This is a genomic window from Mesorhizobium sp. (genome assembly GCF_017306585.1).
Taxonomy (GTDB): domain Bacteria; phylum Pseudomonadota; class Alphaproteobacteria; order Rhizobiales; family Rhizobiaceae; genus Mesorhizobium.
This window is the reverse complement of the sequence record NZ_JAFKIC010000109.1, coordinates 1-15,753: the sequence shown is the minus strand read 5'-3', so window position 1 is coordinate 15,753 and position 15,753 is coordinate 1. Positions and strand designations below refer to the sequence as shown.

Genomic DNA, 15,753 nt, shown 5'->3' with positions numbered 1-15,753 from the left:
ACGAACCGAAAATTCTCTCGACTATTCCGAGATCAATATCCTTGTCAGGGGATGCGCCGGATCGGCGAGACCATCAACAACATCAAAGTGATGCCGGTTCGGTTCGACAACAGCGCTGGTGGAGGCGCCAAGGCCGGTCCAGATATTGGCCAGCAGGGCGTTCTGACGCAGAAATTCGGAGCGTTCGCCGCCACCTGCCCAACAGGTTATGCGGACACCATCGATGGGACGCAGCAATGCCGGGCTTTCGGCCAAGGCTTCGGCCTCGTCGATTGCCAGCGCCGCGTTCATGCCGGTGCGCATGAGCGGGCGCAGATCGTGCAAACCCGAGATGGAGACGACGTGGCGTACACGCCCGGCCACATTGGCGGCGAGCGGCGTTGTCGTGGTCACCATGCGGCTGGCGAGATGGCCGCCGGCTGAATGTCCGGTCAGCATCAGCGGACCATCGACCATTGCCGCCGCTTTGCCGATCGCCGCGCCGATTTCACCGACGATGCCGCCAATGCGAATGTCGGGGCATTGTGTGTAGGACGGCATCGCCACTGCAAAGCCGTTATCCACGGCACCATTGGCGAGGTGCGACCACAGGCTCTTGTCGGTCTCCATCCAGTAGCCGCCGTGAATGACCACCACGAGGCCTTTGGCGGTTCCCCGGGGTAGAAAGAGGTCGAGCCGGTTGCGCGGCCGATCGCCATAGGCAATGTCGATCCGTGCCCTGCCCTGCGCCGACAATGCGTTACGAAACGCCTGCGCCGGTTGCGCCCAGGCCGCCGGCCAACGGTCGCTGCGGGCGATGTTCACCCCGTTGGCGTAGGCATTGTCCCAATCGGCAATGCGATGCTCGAGCATCGGCACCCTCCCAGAAAGCAGCATCGTTTCCGCGCTAGCAATGGCCGCCGCCATGCCGTGCGTCAATGCTTCGGAGTAAAACATTTTAGGCTTGAAACAAATTTCGACTGGTGCGATCCTGCTCTTCGAACAGCCGGCAATGGGAGGTCCGCTGTGCTGTCCGGACCCGTGGACGCCCACAATTGGCGACACGGCGGAGCGAGCGTATCCGGCAGCACGAACCCTTCCGCGAAAGACAGGAATTTCGGATCCATAACCTCCGGCCGGATGCCTGGGCGCACCGGCCCCAGATAGGGTAGCGGCGACATGCTTGGGCCTTCAGCGCATATCGACACGTTCACGCGCGATCATCTGCCGCCACCGGACCAGTGGCCCGACTTCCTGCTCGACGGCTTCGACTATCCCGAACATCTCAATGCCGGCGTCGAATTGACCGACAGGCTGGTCGAGAAAGGGTTGGGCGACCATACCGCGCTGATCGGCAATGGCCGGCGCCGCACCTACAAGGAACTGTCCGACTGGACAAACCGGCTGGCTCATGCGCTGGTCGAGAATTATGGCGTCAAGCCCGGCAACCGGGTGCTGATCCGCTCCGCCAACAACCCGGCTATGGTCGCGTGCTGGTTGGCCGCCACCCAGGTCGGCGCCGTGGTCGTCGACACCATGTCGATGCGGCGCGCCGGCGAGCTCACCAAGATCGTCAACAAGGCGGAGATCACCACAGCGCTCTGTGACACCAGGCTCATGGACGAGATGACGGCATGCGCCAAGGACAGCGCGTTCCTGAAGCAGGTCATCGGCTTCGACGGCACCGCCAACCATGATGCGGAACTCGATCGCGCCGCCCTCGACAAGCCGGTCACCTTTACCGCCGTCAACACCGGCCGCGACGATGTCGCCTTGCTCGGCTTCACCTCCGGCACCACGGGTGTGCCGAAGGCGACGATGCATTTCCACCGCGACCTGCTGATCATAGCCGATGCCTATGCCCGCGAGGTCCTCCAGGCCACGCCTGACGACATCTTCGTCGGCTCCCCGCCGCTGGCCTTCACCTTCGGTCTCGGCGGACTTGCCATTTTCCCGCTGCGTTTCGGCGCGGCGGCGACGCTGTTGGAACAGGCGACGCCACCCAACATGATCCACATCATAGAGACCTACAAGGCGACCATCTCCTTCACCGCGCCGACCGCCTACCGCGCCATGCTGAAGGCCATGGACGAAGGCGCCGACCTGTCGTCGCTGCGCGTGGCCGTCTCGGCCGGAGAGACTTTGCCGGCACCGGTTTTCCAGGAATGGACGGAAAAGACCGGCAAGCCCATCCTCGACGGCATCGGCGCCACCGAAATGCTGCACATCTTCATCTCCAACCGCTTCGACGACAGGAAGCCCGCCTCGACCGGCAAGCCGGTGGGCGGTTACGAGGCGCGCATCGTCGACGACGAGATGCGCGAGGTGCCTCGGGGCGAGACCGGGCGGCTGGCGGTGCGCGGGCCGACCGGCTGCCGCTACATGGCCGACGACAGGCAGAAGGACTATGTGCGCGACGGCTGGAACCTGACCGGTGATACGTTCACGCAAGACGAAGACGGTTTCTTTCACTTCGCCGCCCGCTCCGACGACATGATCGTCAGCGCCGGCTACAACATCGCCGGTCCGGAGGTCGAAGCGGCGCTGCTGTCCCATCCCGATGTCGCCGAATGCGCGGTCATCGGTGCCCGGGACACTGAGCGCGGCGAAATCGTCGAGGCGCATGTCGTGCTTGTCCAGGGCGTGGCGCCCGACGCGTTGACCGTCAAGCGGCTGCAGGACCACGTCAAGGCGACCATCGCTCCCTACAAATATCCGCGATCGGTGAAATTCATCGCCGCCCTGCCCAAGACCCAGACCGGCAAGATCCAGCGCTTCCGGCTGCGCACGGAGAAGATCAATTGAGCGAACCTTACGATCCGGCGTCCGAAGGCGCGCAGATGTCGTTCAAGGAGCGGATGTCCTACAGCGATTATCTGCATCTCGAAAAGGTGCTGGACGCACAGGCGCCGCTGTCATCGGCGCATGACGAGATGCTGTTCATCATCCAGCACCAGACATCGGAACTCTGGATGAAACTCGCCCTGCACGAGATCGGCGCCGCGATCCGCTCCATCCGCGCCGACCGCCTGGAGCCAAGCTTCAAGATGCTGTCGCGCGTCGCCCGCATCTTCGAGCAGTTGAACAACGCCTGGGACGTGCTGCGCACGATGACGCCAAGCGAATACACCGAATTCCGCGACGCGCTCGGCCAATCCTCGGGCTTTCAGTCCTGGCAGTATCGCGCCATCGAATTCATGGCCGGCAACCGCAACCTCGCCATGCTCGGACCGCACAAGCACCGGCCGGATCTCACCGACAGGCTGGAGACGATCCTGGCAGAGCCATCGCTCTATGACGAGGCGCTGCTGCTTTTGGCGCGCAATGGCTTCGACATCGGCGCCGACGCGAAGCGAACGGACTGGCGCGAGACACGCGTCGAGAACGAAGAAGTGCTGGTCGCCTGGCAAACCGTCTACCGTGACCCGCAGCGCTACTGGATGCTCTACGAACTCGCCGAGAAGCTGGTCGATTTCGAGGACTATTTTCGCCGCTGGCGCTTCAACCATGTAACCACGGTCGAGCGCATCATCGGCATGAAGCGCGGCACGGGAGGCACCTCAGGCGCCTCCTATCTCAAGAAGATGCTGGAGGTCGTGCTGTTTCCGGAACTCTGGACGGTCCGCACCCGGCTCTGATGTGCCTTTGTTTGTGCATGTCGTTGTCCCAAAACCGCTAGGCACTTTTGGGCGACATGCACTAAGTCACCGCCGTCTTCACCGCGAAGCGGGCCTCCCGCCAGGCGCCGGTCCGCAAAATATCTTCCAGCACGTCGACCGCCCGCCAGACGTCGCGATAGCCGACATAGAGCGGCGTGAAGCCGAAACGAATGGTCGACGGCGCGCGGAAATCGCCGATGACGCCGCGCTCGATCAGCGCGCGCATCACCTGGTAGCCATGCGCATGCAGGAAAGACACCTGGCTGCCGCGCTGGTTGCCATCACGCGGGCTTTCCAGTTCAAGGCCGTAGGCTCCACACCTGGCTTCGACAAGCTGGATGAACAGGTCGGTCAGCGCGATGCTCTTCTTGCGCACCGCGTCCATGTCGACGTCGTCCCAGATGTCGAGCGCCCCCTTCAGGGCCCGCATTGAGAGCATCGGCTGCGTGCCGCACAGGAAACGGCGGATGCCGTTGCCGGCGGCGAAACCCTGCTCGAAGGCGAAGGGACGCGCATGGCCCCACCAGCCGCTCAGCGGCTGCCGGACAGCGCCATGATGGCGTTCGGCCGCATAGATGAAAGCCGGCGCGCCCGGTCCGCCATTCAGATATTTGTAGGTGCAGCCGACCGCGAAATCGGCATTGGCGCGGTCGAGTTCGACCGGCAGGGCGCCGGCCGTGTGGCAAAGGTCCCAGATGATCAGCGCGCCGGCATCATGCGCCTTGCGCGTCAGCGCGGCCATGTCGCGCAACTGGCCGGACTTGTAGTTGACGTGGTTGACCAGGATGACGGCGACACGCTCGTCGATCAGCTCCTCGATGGCCGGCGCGTCGACGCCTTCCAGCAGCAGCCGTGTTCCGGGACGGGTCGAAGCCACGCCTTCGGCCATATAAAGATCGGTCGGGAAACTGTCGCCCTCAGCAACGATCACCGAACGGTCGGGCCGCATGGCAAGCGCCGCATGCAGCAGCTTGTAGATGTTGATGGACGTCGTGTCACAGACCACCGTCTGGCCAGCCGCGGCGCCGATAAGTCGCCCCACTTGATCGCCAAGCGCGACTGGCATGTCGAACCAGCCGGCGGTGTTCCAGGCACGGATCAGGTCCTGCGCCCATTCCTGCGTCGCGGCTTTCTGCAATTCGCTGAAGACGGCCGGGGCCGCAGCGCCCAGCGAATTGCCGTCGAGATAGATCACGCCCTCCGGCAATATGAACCGGTCGCGCATGGTGCGCAGCGGATCGGCCGCATCCATGGCTTCGACGGCCGCGAGATCGAGCGTGGCGTTCATGGTCATGACAGTCCCTGTTTATTCACGGATCGCTTCGCGCGCGGGCGCCGGCCCACGGCTGCGCTTGAGGCTGGGCAAGGCAAGCATGGCGAGCACGAAGAGGCCGGTCGCGAGCTTGAGGTCTGGCGGCGGCATGCCGGCGGCAAGGCAGAACGATACCAGCTGATAATAGATGATCGCGCCGGCGAACGGCGCCAGCAACTGACGCCAGACCGTCTGCTTGCCGACAACCGCCTCGCCGATCATCAGCGCTGCCAGTCCGTTGATCAGAATCCCCAGGCCCATATTGACGTCGGCAAAGCCCTGCGACTGCACCATCAGCGCGCCGCTCGAAGCCGAAAACGCGCTCGCCAGTCCGACGCCGCCAATGGTCGCCGCCCAGACATTGATGCCCTGGGCCTCGGCCATGTCGGGATTGGCGCCGACGGCTCGCACGGCAGTGCCCTTTTCCGTCCTGAAGAACATGTAGAGCGCCAGGAAGACGAGGAGCGCGAGGGCACCGGCGACGACGATCTTGCTCGCCGGGAAACCCGGCCGCGCGAAAGGCACCCAGTCGAAGACCGTAGGCGACCCGAAGACCGACAGGTTGGACTTGCCCATGATGCGAAGGTTGATGCTGTACAGCATCGTCATCATCAGGATGCCGGCGAGAAGCGTATGGATGCGGAAACGCAGATGGATGAAGGCCGTGCAGCAGCCCGCCGCGAAGCCGGCAATAAAGGCGACGAGGATGCCAGTCAGCGGCGCCATGCCCGCAGCCAGCATGACGCCGCAGACGCAGCCACCCAGCGGGAACGCGCCTTCGCTGGTGAGATCGGGAAAATTCAGCATGCGGAACGGAATCATGATGCCGAGCACGACAAAGGCCAGGATCAGGCTTTGCGCCAGGGTAACCGGAATGATCGCGACGAAGCTGGTCAGAATGTCCTGAATGAAGCCCATGATGGTTCAGCTCGCCAGCAACATGCGGTCGGTCTTGACCGAGAAATGGCCGATCAGGTCGGCGACGGTGACATTCGCTTTTTCTTCGCCGGCAACCTCGAGACGGACGCGGCCGGCGTCGAGCATGATCACCCGGCTGCCATGGTCGACGGCGTGCTGCATGTTGTGGGTCACCATCAGCGTGGTCAGCTTCAACGCGTCGACGGCGCGCACCGTCGCCCTCATGACGATTTCGGCCGTGCGCGGATCGAGTGCGGCCGTATGCTCGTCGAGCAGCAGCAGGTCGGGCGATCCGCCGACCGCCATGATCAGCGACAGGGATTGCCGCTGCCCGCCCGACAGCAGGTCGACGCGCGTATCGAGACGGTTCTCGAGACCAAGCCCCAGTATCGCAAGCCGCTCCCTGTAGGCCGCAAGCCTGGCCGGGTTCAGCCCCTGCCGCAATGTGCGTTTCTGGCTGCGCAGGTCGGCCAGCAGCATGTTTTCGGCAACCGTCATGCTGGCGGCGGTGCCACGCATCGGGTCCTGGAAGACGCGGGCCAGCTTCGCGGCGCGCTTGTGTACCGGCATATCGGTCACATCGGCGCCGTTGATCAGGATCTGGCCGGAATCAAGCACGAGAGCGCCAGAAATGGCGTTGAGCATGCTGCTCTTGCCGGCGCCGTTGGAGCCGATGACGATGCCGAACTCGCCCGTGGCCAGCGACAGGCTGAGGCCGTCGAGCGCGACCTTCTCGTCGGGCTGCCCCTTGTAGAACACTTTGCGCGCGGATCGGATTTCCAGCATCGTTCCTCCCTGACATCAAGGGGTGACGGCACTTGGCGCCGCCACCCTTTTTGCAAGCCGATGTCAGTCGACGATGCAGCCGCAATCGGCCATCGAAGCCGGTATCTCGATGCCGAAGGCGGCCATCGCCTTGCGGGAAATCGTTGCCATGTGATCCTTGTAGGCCGGACGCGACGGCGCGATCGTCTTGGGGTCCTTGCCCTTCAGGATTTCGGCGGCGATGTTGCCGGCATTGACACCAACCTGCTGATAGTTGACCGCGAAGCTTGCGGGCACGGTGCCGTTGCGGACCGCGCTGTCGTCGGCGTTGACGACCGGGATGCCGGCCTGGCGGGCGGCCGCGGAGACAGCCGCGATCGCCGGCTGGATCAGGTTCGAGGTCGGGCCATAGATCACGTCGGCCTTGCCGGCGAGCGAAGCGATGCGCTGCTGGATGTCATTGACGTTGTCGATGCCGACTTCCACGACCTCGAAGCCCGCCGCCGGCGCCGCCTCCTTGATCTTTTCAATCAGGGCAACGTCGTTGGCCTCGCCCGGATTGTAAGGCACGCCGAAGCGCTTGGCATTCGGCAGCAGCTTCTTGGTGAAGGCCATGACCGCGGCGACGTCCTGCAGGTCGGTGGCGCCGGTCATGCCTTCGTCGCCGGCATCCCACGACGGCACGAGCTTGGCCGCCACGGGATCGGTGACGGCGGCAAAGACGATCGGAATGCCGGAGCCGGCGAGCGCCTTCTTGGCGATCTGCGAGACAGGCGTGGTGATGGTGTAGATCAGCTTCGGCTGCTCAGCCTGAAGCTTGGCGATCATCTGCGGCACCAGCGAGGCGTCGAAGTTCGTGTGGCTTTCCGTGTAGACGACGTCCTTGCCCTCGACAAAACCGTTGTCCGTCAAGGCCTTCTTGAAGCCGGCTATAGCGGCGTTGAGCTGAGGGTGCTCGCCGAAATTGGCAATACCGATGCGAATCTGATCGGCCGCGGCGCTGCCGGCGCTGATCATCAATGCCCCTGCCAGGGCCAGTCCCGATAGCCAAGCGGATTTCGACTTCAACATCATTTCCTCCCAGATTTGATTAGCGCCGCTCATCGGGACGGCACTTGCGGCGATCATGGGCAGTCCGTCGGTGCATGTCAAACATTATATATAATTCTTGCCATGTCTCCCCATCATATATAATTTTCCAAGCCCGACGATGGACGGATCGCGATGCAGGACCAGACCAATTCGACCAAGACGGAAGCGGCCTATCAGCTGCTGCGGCGCGATATCCTGACCACGCGCCTCATGCCGGGCGCGCCGCTCAAGCTCAGTGCGCTGCGAGGCACCTATGGCGTTGGCTGGACACCGCTGCGCGAAGCCCTGTCGCGACTCGAAGCCGAACGCCTCGTCACCGCCATCAGCAATCGCGGCTTTGCCGTCGCCCCGGTTTCCCGTGCCGAACTGGAGGATCTGGCGCGGGCGAGACTGGTCGTCGAGTTGCCGCTGTTCCTGGAATCGATCGCGAAAGGCGGCCGCGAATGGGAAGATGCCGTCGTGACCGCCCATTACCGGCTGTCCCGCTGCAAAACCGCGGTCGACGATCCCTCCGACGCGGCCGTCGACCAATGGGACGAGAGCCATGAGGCGTTCCACGCGGCGCTGCTGAGCGCGGCGACGTCCAACTGGCTGCTGCGTTTCCGCTCGACGATCGCGGACCAGTTACGGCGACATCACCGCTTTCTAGGGCTGGCGCCGACGCTGCGGGCGGCGGCTGGCCTCAAGGACGGCTATGGCGAGGCAATGGATGCCCTGCGCGAGGCGATCGCGATCGAGCATCACACCGCGATCATGGAAGCCGCGCTCGATCGCGATGCCGAGCGGGCGAAGGCGCTGATGACCGCGCATATCGGCTACACGCTGCACGTCTATGTCCATAGCGAAGACACCGGCGCCAACACCTACGCCGCACGCGCCGGCAGCCTGAAAGCGGTTTCCGGATGAGTTTCGCGCCGACGCGACGACCGACGCCCGACGAGATCGCTGCAGCGCGTGACAGGCTTGGTGCCTGGCTGCCGCGAACACCGCTGTTGCCCGTCGATCTCGGCCGGGCCGACCAGCGTATCTTCCTCAAGCTCGAGACGTTGTCGCCAATCGGCGCCTTCAAGGTCAGGCCGGCGCTGAATGCCTTGCTGTCGCGCGATGCCCAGGCGCTAAGACATGGCGTGGCGACCGTCAGTTCCGGCAACATGGCCTACGGGATGGCCTGGGCGGCTCGGACGCTTGGCGTTCCGATGGCCGCCTACATGTACGCCGGCGCGCCACAGACCAAGATCGACGGCGTTCGGCGGCTCGGCGGAGAGGTGCGCTTCGTTTCCCATGAGGCATGGTGGCGGTACATCGTCGGCGCCGAGCAACCGGACGCCGGTGAACTCCTGATCAATCCCGTTACCGACCAGGCGGTTCTGGCGGGCAACGGCACCATGGGCCTGGAGATCGTCGAAGACCTGCCCGAGGTCGATTGCGTGCTGACGCCTTACGGTGGCGGCGGCATGACGACCGGGGTCGCCAGTGCGGTCAAGGTTTTGCGGCCACAAACAAGGGTGCTCGCGGTCGAGGACGAAAACGCGGCTCCGGTCACGGCCGCATTGGCGGCTGGCCGCATCGTCGAGATCACGACGCGGCCTTCCTTCATCAAGAGCATTGGTGGCCCCTCGCTGGTGCCGGAACTTTGGCCGGTCGCGAACCAGCTTATCGACGGAGCCATAACCGTCAGTCTCGATCAGGTAACGGAAGCTATGCGCCTTCTGTTCTCTAAGGCGAAGATCGTGGCCGAGGGCGCCGGAGCCGCATCGCTTGCCGCCGCCCTGTCCAGCGAGCAGGCAACCGGCAATGTCGTCTGCGTCATATCAGGCGGCAATATCGATGCGGGCGCCTATGCGCAGGTGCTGGCCGGAGCCATACCGGCGGCTTGAAAGCTGCCGGATTTCCGCACCCGCGACAGTTGGCGTTTTGGCTTCGTTTCGTTCTCGGCGGCTACGGCCTGCCAGGCGAGCAAACCGGCCTCCTGAAGATCGCATGATCGATTGAGGCCAGGATTCTGCAGGGGCTAGGCCACAGCCTATTAACCAAAACAATTTCAATATGGCGGCTCATGAGGGTCTCGGAAGCCACCACCCTCGGCATCGTTCCGGCGGCCAAATAATTTCAGCCGCCTTAACAAATTCACTAAACTTTAAACGGTTGCGGAACACAACTGGAACAGATAGTGTTTGTTCTGGGTTTGTTTTTTCGATTCTGGTTCAGACCCTTCGTTCAATGCCTTGGGGGCCGCCATGCTGACGCGCAAGCAACATGAACTGCTGATGTTCATTCATGAAAGGCTCAAGGAAAGCGGCATCCCCCCGTCCTTTGACGAGATGAAGGAAGCCCTGGACCTGGCCTCGAAGTCGGGCATCCATCGCCTGATCACGGCGCTGGAAGAACGCGGCTTCATCCGGCGCCTGCCCAACCGGGCGCGTGCGCTGGAAGTGTTGCGGTTGCCCGATTCGATCGCGCCCGGCCTCAACGCGGCGAAGAAGTTCTCGCCAAGCGTCATCCAGGGCAGCCTCGGTCAGGTCAATCCCGGACAAGGTGGTCTTGGCCGGCAGATCAAGCCGGCCACGCCGCCATCGCGCGTGCCGGCGGCCGGCAATGACGACGATGCCGTTTCCGCCGTCTCAATCCCGGTCATGGGCCGCATCGCCGCCGGTGTACCGATCGACGCCATCCAGCACCAGACGCATTCGATCTCGGTTCCCCCGGACATGATCATGGGTGGCGAGCATTACGCGCTGGAGGTAAAGGGCGACTCGATGATCGAGGCCGGCATTTTCGATGGCGATACCGTCATCATCCGCAACGCCGATACGGCAAGCCCGGGCGAGATCGTCGTGGCGCTGGTCGACGAAGAGGAAGCGACGCTGAAACGGTTCCGGCGCAAGGGCGCCTCGATTGCGCTCGAAGCCGCGAACCCAGCCTATGAAACGCGTATTTTCGGGCCGGACAGGGTCAAGGTGCAAGGCAAGCTCGTCGGCCTCATCAGGCGCTATTGAGCAGGGACGGCATCCGGCTTTTCAGGTTTCTGATAGGGCAGCAAACCCCTCGCCTCGCGAGAAAATTTCCGTTGCTCGTGCCAAGGCCGGTATGGCCTGTCGACGGCAAACTGTATCTCGGCAGGAGCCGTTGATGACTGATGGTCGAAGAAGATTGCGGCGCTCCCGTTGCGGGCAAGCTGCCGCTTGGTGACGACAAGAACCATCGGATCGTGGCAGGCATCGTAGCCGGTGGCATCGTTGACGACGATCAAATTGGCATAGCCGCAGGCCTTCCATGTGTCCTTGCGATCTTCGACATAGGCAATGATGGCGCCCGCTGGGTGTCGGGCCATGCAGAGACCGGAAAGGCAATAGAACGGGGCTCCCGCCGGCAATTGCGCGGGATCGAAGATATCGAACTGTCCGTCCCCGGTGCCGAAGGCTTCAGGCAGGACGATGGTCTCGGATTTCAGCGCGCGTTTCCAATTGTCGACGGTGAATCCATTGGGACGGGCGCGGCTGACCGCGAGTTCGCCGCCTCCGACTGGCAGCGCGACCAGCCTGGCGTCTTCCGATATCAACACGTCCGGCGTGCGTGTATCCGAAACGGACAGCAGGCCGGCAAGGGCGAAGGGTATGGCCGTCAGCCTGAGCCAGGTCGTGGCCATAGTCGCGATGATCAGCGCAACCGTGACCATGAGAACGGAATGCCGCGAGATCAGCCCGACCGCGTCGACAGGCGAGAACTCCGATATCCACGCCGATATGGCGATCATTGCCGTCAGCCCCTTGCCCATCAGGTAGAGTGCCGGCCAGTCCAGGCCGAACGGCATCAGCAAGGCGGCGGCAACCGACAGGAACATCACGACTGAGACGATCGGCATGACCGCCAGATTGGCGAACAGGCTGAGCGGCGAGACGCGCTGGAAGTGCCAGACCGCGAAGAGCGTCGTCGCGCTGCCGGCAATGATGGAGGTCATAGCCAGTCCGCCTGCCGCCAGCAGAAACCGGTGGATCAGGAAGCCGAGCGGCGATCGTTTTGGCGGCGGCGGCCTTGCCTTTCCCGCGCGATGATCGGCCCAGCCCGCATAGGCGCCGACCAGCGCGGCGGTGGCCGCGAAGGACATCTGAAAGCTTGGGCCGACCACTTCGTGCGGCGAGACTGCAATGACCGCAAGGGCCGAGATCGCCAGATTGCGCATGGTGAGCGCCGCACGGTCGAACAGAACGGCGACAAGCATGACCGCCAGCATGATGAAGCTGCGCTCGGCCGCAACGACGATACCCGAAATGACGAGGTAGGCAGCGATCGAGAAGAGGGCCACGGCCGCAGCGTATTTCTTGACCGGGCGGCGCGAGGAGAAATCCGGAAACAGGGCGAAGGCGCCGCGCATCAGCATCATGACGGTGCCGGCCACCAGCGCCATGTGCAGCCCGGAAATCGAAATGATGTGGTAAATACCGGTCCGCCGCATCGCCTCGTTGATTTCATCGGGGATGCCGGCGCGCACCCCGACCATCAATGCCGCGGCGATCTCGCCCTCGGCGCCGCCGACACGGCTTCGAATGTGGTCGGCAATATCCTGCCGGGCATTCTCGACCGATGACGACAGGCGCGCCAGCAGCGGTGCATCATTGTCGGCAACGGCAACGAGCCTGGGCGTGCCCATGAAGAATCCACTGGCGCCGATGCCCGAGAAATAACTGTCGAAGGAGAAGTCGTAGCTGTCGGGCCGCACCGGGCCGGTCGGCGGCAACAGCCGGGCGTAGCCACTGACAAGCGAACCAGCCCTCACTCCGGCCGGTATCTTGACCGCCGAAATGCGGACGCGTTCCGGCGCATAGCGCAGCTTCGGCCGCGCGGTCGACGTCACATCTATGGTCAACCGGATACGCCCCGTCTCCATCTGGTCCATCGACACGACCCTGCCCGTGACCTGCGTGGCGATTTCGGACCCCAGCATGCGGGTTCCCGCACGCCAGGTCTCGATCTTGGCCGCAAGCACGCCAAGGGCGCAAAGCAGCGCCGCGATGAAGCACAGATGGGTCCTGGGCCAGGATCGCGAAACGACCGCACAGACCGTCAAGAAGACGGTGATGGCGATGGGCTGGACAAAGCCGGGCTCAGCCGCCAGCGAGAAATAGGAGATCACCCCCAGCGCCAGGAACACCGGCACCAGCAGGAATGCAATGCCGCGATCAAGCTCCAGGGTCGCGGCGTAAGCTAGGCTTGCCCGGATTCCCGATGGCGAAAGCCGACCGAGATGCCGGCGCAGGCGAACGACCGGGCCGGTTTTGCTGACGGTGACGGGCGTATCGATGCCTGCCGGCAAGGGCTGGTCGCCGGGCCGCAACGCGGGCGGAGATGCCGGCGCCGTCGGCAGCGGGGCGGTGCTGGCAAACAGGGATCGTTCGCTGACGCCGACAATGGCGTCCGCGCCCTGATCCGAGCCCCGGCCCCTTCCAGTCATCGGGTCTGCCCCTTGCGCCCTCGACACCCTATGCTACATGAACCGGCAAAGCGCGAAAGTCCGCGCATTCAGCACCCCGTTTCAGATGCATACCGAGAGTTCCATGTCCGACAAGGTCGTCACCCGTTTTGCCCCCTCGCCCACCGGTTACCTGCATATCGGCGGCGCGCGGACGGCACTGTTCAACTGGCTGTATGCGAAGCACACAGGCGGCACTATGGTGCTGCGCATCGAGGACACCGACCGTGAGCGTTCCAGCGAAGCGGCGACGGCCGCCATCCTGGACGGCCTGACCTGGCTCGGCCTCTCCTGGGACGGCGACGCGGTCTCGCAGTTCGAGCGCGCGCCGCGCCACCGCGAGGTGGCCGAGGAACTGGTGCGACTTGGCAAGGCCTATTACAGCTACGAGACACCGGCCGAGCTCGAGGCGATGCGCGAGGCGGCGCGGGCCAAAGGCCTGCCGCCGCGCTACAACGGCCACTGGCGCGACCGCGATCCGTCGGAGGCGCCGGCCGGCATCAAGGGCGCGATCCGCATCAAGGCGCCGACCGAAGGCGAAACCGTCGTGCAGGACCGTGTCCAGGGCGAGGTGCGCTTTCCCAACAAGGATCTCGACGATTTCATCATCCTGCGTTCGGACGGCAACCCGACCTACATGCATGCTGTCGTCGTCGATGACCATGACATGGGCGTCACCCACGTCATCCGTGGCGACGACCACCTGACCAATGCCGCTCGCCAGACGGTCATCTACGACGCCATGGGCTGGGACGTGCCTTCCATGTCGCATATCCCGCTGATCCATGGCGCCGATGGCGCCAAGCTTTCGAAGCGGCATGGCGCGCTTGGCGTGGAAGCCTATCGCGCCATGGGCTATCTGCCGGAGGCGCTGCTCAATTACCTGGCGCGGCTCGGCTGGAGCCATGGCGACGACGAGGTCATGTCGATCAAGGATATGATCTCCTGGTTCGACATCGGCGACGTCAACAAGGGCGCGGCGCGCTTCGACTTCGCCAAGCTCGAGGCTTTGAACGGCGTCCATATGCGCCGCATGGCCGACACCGAATTGTTCGATATCTTCATCGCCACCTTGCCCTATCTCGAAGGCGGGCCGGCAATGGCGGCGCGGCTCGACGAGAAGAACAGAGCGCAGCTGCTGGCGGCGCTTCCGGGCTTGAAGGAGCGTGCCAAGACGCTTGTCGAGCTCGTCGACGGCGCCGCCTTCCTGTTCGCCACGCGGCCGCTGCCGGTCGACGACAAGGCGGCCCTTCTGCTCAATGCCGATGCCCGCAAGATTTTGCGTGGCGCTCACGAAGCTTTGAATGCGCTGTCGGGCGAGTGGACGGCCGCCGCGGCCGAGGCCGCGATCCGCGACTATGCTCTGGCCGGGGGCCACAAGCTCGGCGCCGTCGCACAGCCTCTGCGCGCCGCCTTGACTGGCAAAAGCACCTCGCCGGGGGTGTTTGACGTGCTGGCCGTGCTGGGACGCGAGGAAAGCCTGGGGCGCATAGCGGATCAAATCGATTAGGAGCAAACTGGCCTAAGAAGATTGGCATTGAAAGGCGCGTTTCGCAGTGCAACATTAGCCCTTGGCCCAATCTGGCACGCACCTCCTAAAATGCGGTCGCAAATAGCGCATTCCGGTGATTTCGACGTGTCGCTTTGCAGAATTTGCCTTTGCCGGCATGAGGAAACAAAAAGGAGTTTGCAATGACCGAAGCTGCGACAAAACTTGAGTTTGGCGGCAAGACCCAGGAGGCCACGGCAAAGCTGGAATTCGCCGGCAAGACGCATGAGTTCAAGGTGCGAAGCGGCTCCGTCGGGCCTGACGTCATCGACATCGCTACGCTCTACAGCACCACCGGCGCCTTCACCTACGATCCCGGCTTCACTTCGACCGCGAGCTGCGAATCGGAGATCACCTTCATCGACGGCGACGCCGGCATCCTCCTGCACCGCGGCTACCCGATCGACCAGTTGGCCGAGCACGGCGACTTCCTCGAAGTCTGCTACCTCCTGCTTTACGGCGAACTGCCGACCAAGGCGCAGAAGGACGACTTCGATTACCGAGTAACGCGCCACACCATGGTGCACGAGCAGATGTCGCGCTTCTTCACCGGCTTCCGCCGCGACGCGCACCCGATGGCGGTGATGTGCGGCGTGGTCGGCGCGCTGTCGGCCTTCTATCACGACTCGACCGACATCTCGGACCCCTACCAGCGCATGGTCGCTTCCATGCGGCTGATCGCCAAGATGCCGACGATCGCGGCCATGGCCTACAAGTACCATATCGGCCAGCCGTTCATTTATCCGAAGAACGACCTCGGCTTCGCCGCGAACTTCCTGCACATGTGCTTCGCCGTGCCGTGCGAGGAATACAAGATCAATCCGGTGCTGGCGCGCGCCATGGAGCGCATCTTCATCCTGCATGCCGACCACGAGCAGAATGCGTCGACCTCGACCGTTCGTCTCGCCGGCTCGTCCGGCGCCAACCCGTTCGCCTGCATCGCCGCCGGCATCGCCTGCCTGTGGGGCCCCGCACATGGCGGCGCCAACGAGGCGGCGCTCAACATGCTGGG

At 63.8% G+C, this 15,753-nt stretch carries 13 protein-coding genes; 7 read left to right on the top strand and 6 right to left on the bottom strand.

The window, feature by feature from the left end; genetic code table 11:
• Positions 1–21: 21 nt before the first annotated feature.
• On the bottom strand, positions 22–852 hold the full coding sequence (locus J0I79_RS05385; RefSeq protein ID WP_292855651.1) for an alpha/beta hydrolase: 831 nt from the start codon (positions 850–852) through the stop codon (positions 22–24).
• Between the two features lie 306 nt (positions 853–1,158).
• Here J0I79_RS05385 and J0I79_RS05380 point away from each other — a divergent pair, with 306 nt between their 5' ends.
• Both J0I79_RS05380 and kynA read left to right on the top strand, forming a co-directional pair.
• Positions 1,159–2,784 (top strand): AMP-binding protein, encoded by a 1,626-nt coding sequence (locus J0I79_RS05380; RefSeq protein ID WP_292855577.1) that lies wholly within the window; start codon positions 1,159–1,161, stop codon positions 2,782–2,784.
• Positions 2,781–3,617: a tryptophan 2,3-dioxygenase gene (gene kynA, locus J0I79_RS05375; RefSeq protein ID WP_292855576.1), complete on the top strand. Its 837-nt coding sequence runs from the start codon at positions 2,781–2,783 to the stop codon at positions 3,615–3,617. The genes J0I79_RS05380 and kynA overlap by 4 nt, the downstream gene beginning before the upstream one ends.
• A 61-nt stretch (positions 3,618–3,678) precedes the next feature.
• Here kynA and kynU read toward each other — a convergent pair whose 3' ends face one another.
• From kynU to J0I79_RS05355, 4 genes are all read right to left on the bottom strand, one after another.
• Positions 3,679–4,926, bottom strand: coding sequence for a kynureninase (kynU, locus tag J0I79_RS05370; protein WP_292855650.1), 1,248 nt, complete (start codon positions 4,924–4,926; stop codon positions 3,679–3,681).
• An 18-nt stretch (positions 4,927–4,944) separates the two neighbouring features.
• Positions 4,945–5,868: an ABC transporter permease gene (locus tag J0I79_RS05365; protein ID WP_292855575.1), complete on the bottom strand. Its 924-nt coding sequence runs from the start codon at positions 5,866–5,868 to the stop codon at positions 4,945–4,947.
• A 6-nt stretch (positions 5,869–5,874) separates the two neighbouring features.
• Positions 5,875–6,654, bottom strand: coding sequence for an ABC transporter ATP-binding protein (locus J0I79_RS05360; protein WP_292855574.1), 780 nt, complete (start codon positions 6,652–6,654; stop codon positions 5,875–5,877).
• Positions 6,655–6,717: 63 nt separating this feature from the next.
• Positions 6,718–7,704: an ABC transporter substrate-binding protein gene (locus J0I79_RS05355; RefSeq protein WP_292855573.1), complete on the bottom strand. Its 987-nt coding sequence runs from the start codon at positions 7,702–7,704 to the stop codon at positions 6,718–6,720.
• 153 nt (positions 7,705–7,857) lie between these two features.
• Here J0I79_RS05355 and J0I79_RS05350 point away from each other — a divergent pair, with 153 nt between their 5' ends.
• From J0I79_RS05350 to lexA, 3 genes are all read left to right on the top strand, one after another.
• The gene (locus tag J0I79_RS05350; protein WP_292855572.1) at positions 7,858–8,631 is read left to right on the top strand and encodes a GntR family transcriptional regulator; all 774 of its coding nucleotides are present in this window, start codon (positions 7,858–7,860) and stop codon (positions 8,629–8,631) included.
• Positions 8,628–9,602 carry a pyridoxal-phosphate dependent enzyme gene (locus J0I79_RS05345; RefSeq protein ID WP_292855571.1) on the top strand — a complete coding sequence of 325 codons (975 nt, stop codon included), beginning with the start codon at positions 8,628–8,630 and terminating at the stop codon, positions 9,600–9,602. Before J0I79_RS05350 ends, J0I79_RS05345 begins: the two co-directional genes overlap by 4 nt.
• A 360-nt stretch (positions 9,603–9,962) precedes the next feature.
• Positions 9,963–10,721, top strand: a complete 759-nt coding sequence (gene lexA, locus J0I79_RS05340; RefSeq protein ID WP_292855570.1) for a transcriptional repressor LexA — start codon at positions 9,963–9,965, stop codon at positions 10,719–10,721.
• Here the strand turns inward: lexA and J0I79_RS05335 are convergent.
• Positions 10,715–13,174, bottom strand: a complete 2,460-nt coding sequence (locus J0I79_RS05335; RefSeq protein ID WP_292855569.1) for a ComEC/Rec2 family competence protein — start codon at positions 13,172–13,174, stop codon at positions 10,715–10,717. The two genes, lexA and J0I79_RS05335, sit on opposite strands and share 7 nt — an antisense overlap.
• Positions 13,175–13,277: 103 nt before the next feature.
• Here J0I79_RS05335 and gltX point away from each other — a divergent pair, with 103 nt between their 5' ends.
• Positions 13,278–14,702 (top strand): glutamate--tRNA ligase, encoded by a 1,425-nt coding sequence (gltX, locus tag J0I79_RS05330; protein WP_292855568.1) that lies wholly within the window; start codon positions 13,278–13,280, stop codon positions 14,700–14,702.
• 182 nt (positions 14,703–14,884) lie between these two features.
• The coding region (gltA, locus tag J0I79_RS05325; RefSeq protein WP_292855567.1) for a citrate synthase at positions 14,885–15,753 on the top strand (869 nt) is incomplete at its 3' end.

Excerpts from the sequence above, each read along its gene's own strand:
- J0I79_RS05385 (WP_292855651.1), bottom strand. The coding sequence starts at position 852 with ATGCTCGAGCATCGCATTGCCGATTGGGACAATGCCTACGCCAACGGG.
- J0I79_RS05380 (WP_292855577.1), top strand. The coding sequence starts at position 1,159 with ATGCTTGGGCCTTCAGCGCATATCGACACGTTCACGCGCGATCATCTG.
- kynU (WP_292855650.1), bottom strand. The coding sequence starts at position 4,926 with ATGAACGCCACGCTCGATCTCGCGGCCGTCGAAGCCATGGATGCGGCC.
- J0I79_RS05365 (WP_292855575.1), bottom strand. The coding sequence starts at position 5,868 with ATGGGCTTCATTCAGGACATTCTGACCAGCTTCGTCGCGATCATTCCG.
- J0I79_RS05360 (WP_292855574.1), bottom strand. The coding sequence starts at position 6,654 with ATGCTGGAAATCCGATCCGCGCGCAAAGTGTTCTACAAGGGGCAGCCC.
- J0I79_RS05355 (WP_292855573.1), bottom strand. The coding sequence starts at position 7,704 with ATGTTGAAGTCGAAATCCGCTTGGCTATCGGGACTGGCCCTGGCAGGG.
- J0I79_RS05350 (WP_292855572.1), top strand. The coding sequence starts at position 7,858 with ATGCAGGACCAGACCAATTCGACCAAGACGGAAGCGGCCTATCAGCTG.
- J0I79_RS05345 (WP_292855571.1), top strand. The coding sequence starts at position 8,628 with ATGAGTTTCGCGCCGACGCGACGACCGACGCCCGACGAGATCGCTGCA.
- lexA (WP_292855570.1), top strand. The coding sequence starts at position 9,963 with ATGCTGACGCGCAAGCAACATGAACTGCTGATGTTCATTCATGAAAGG.
- J0I79_RS05335 (WP_292855569.1), bottom strand. The coding sequence starts at position 13,174 with ATGACTGGAAGGGGCCGGGGCTCGGATCAGGGCGCGGACGCCATTGTC.
- gltX (WP_292855568.1), top strand. The coding sequence starts at position 13,278 with ATGTCCGACAAGGTCGTCACCCGTTTTGCCCCCTCGCCCACCGGTTAC.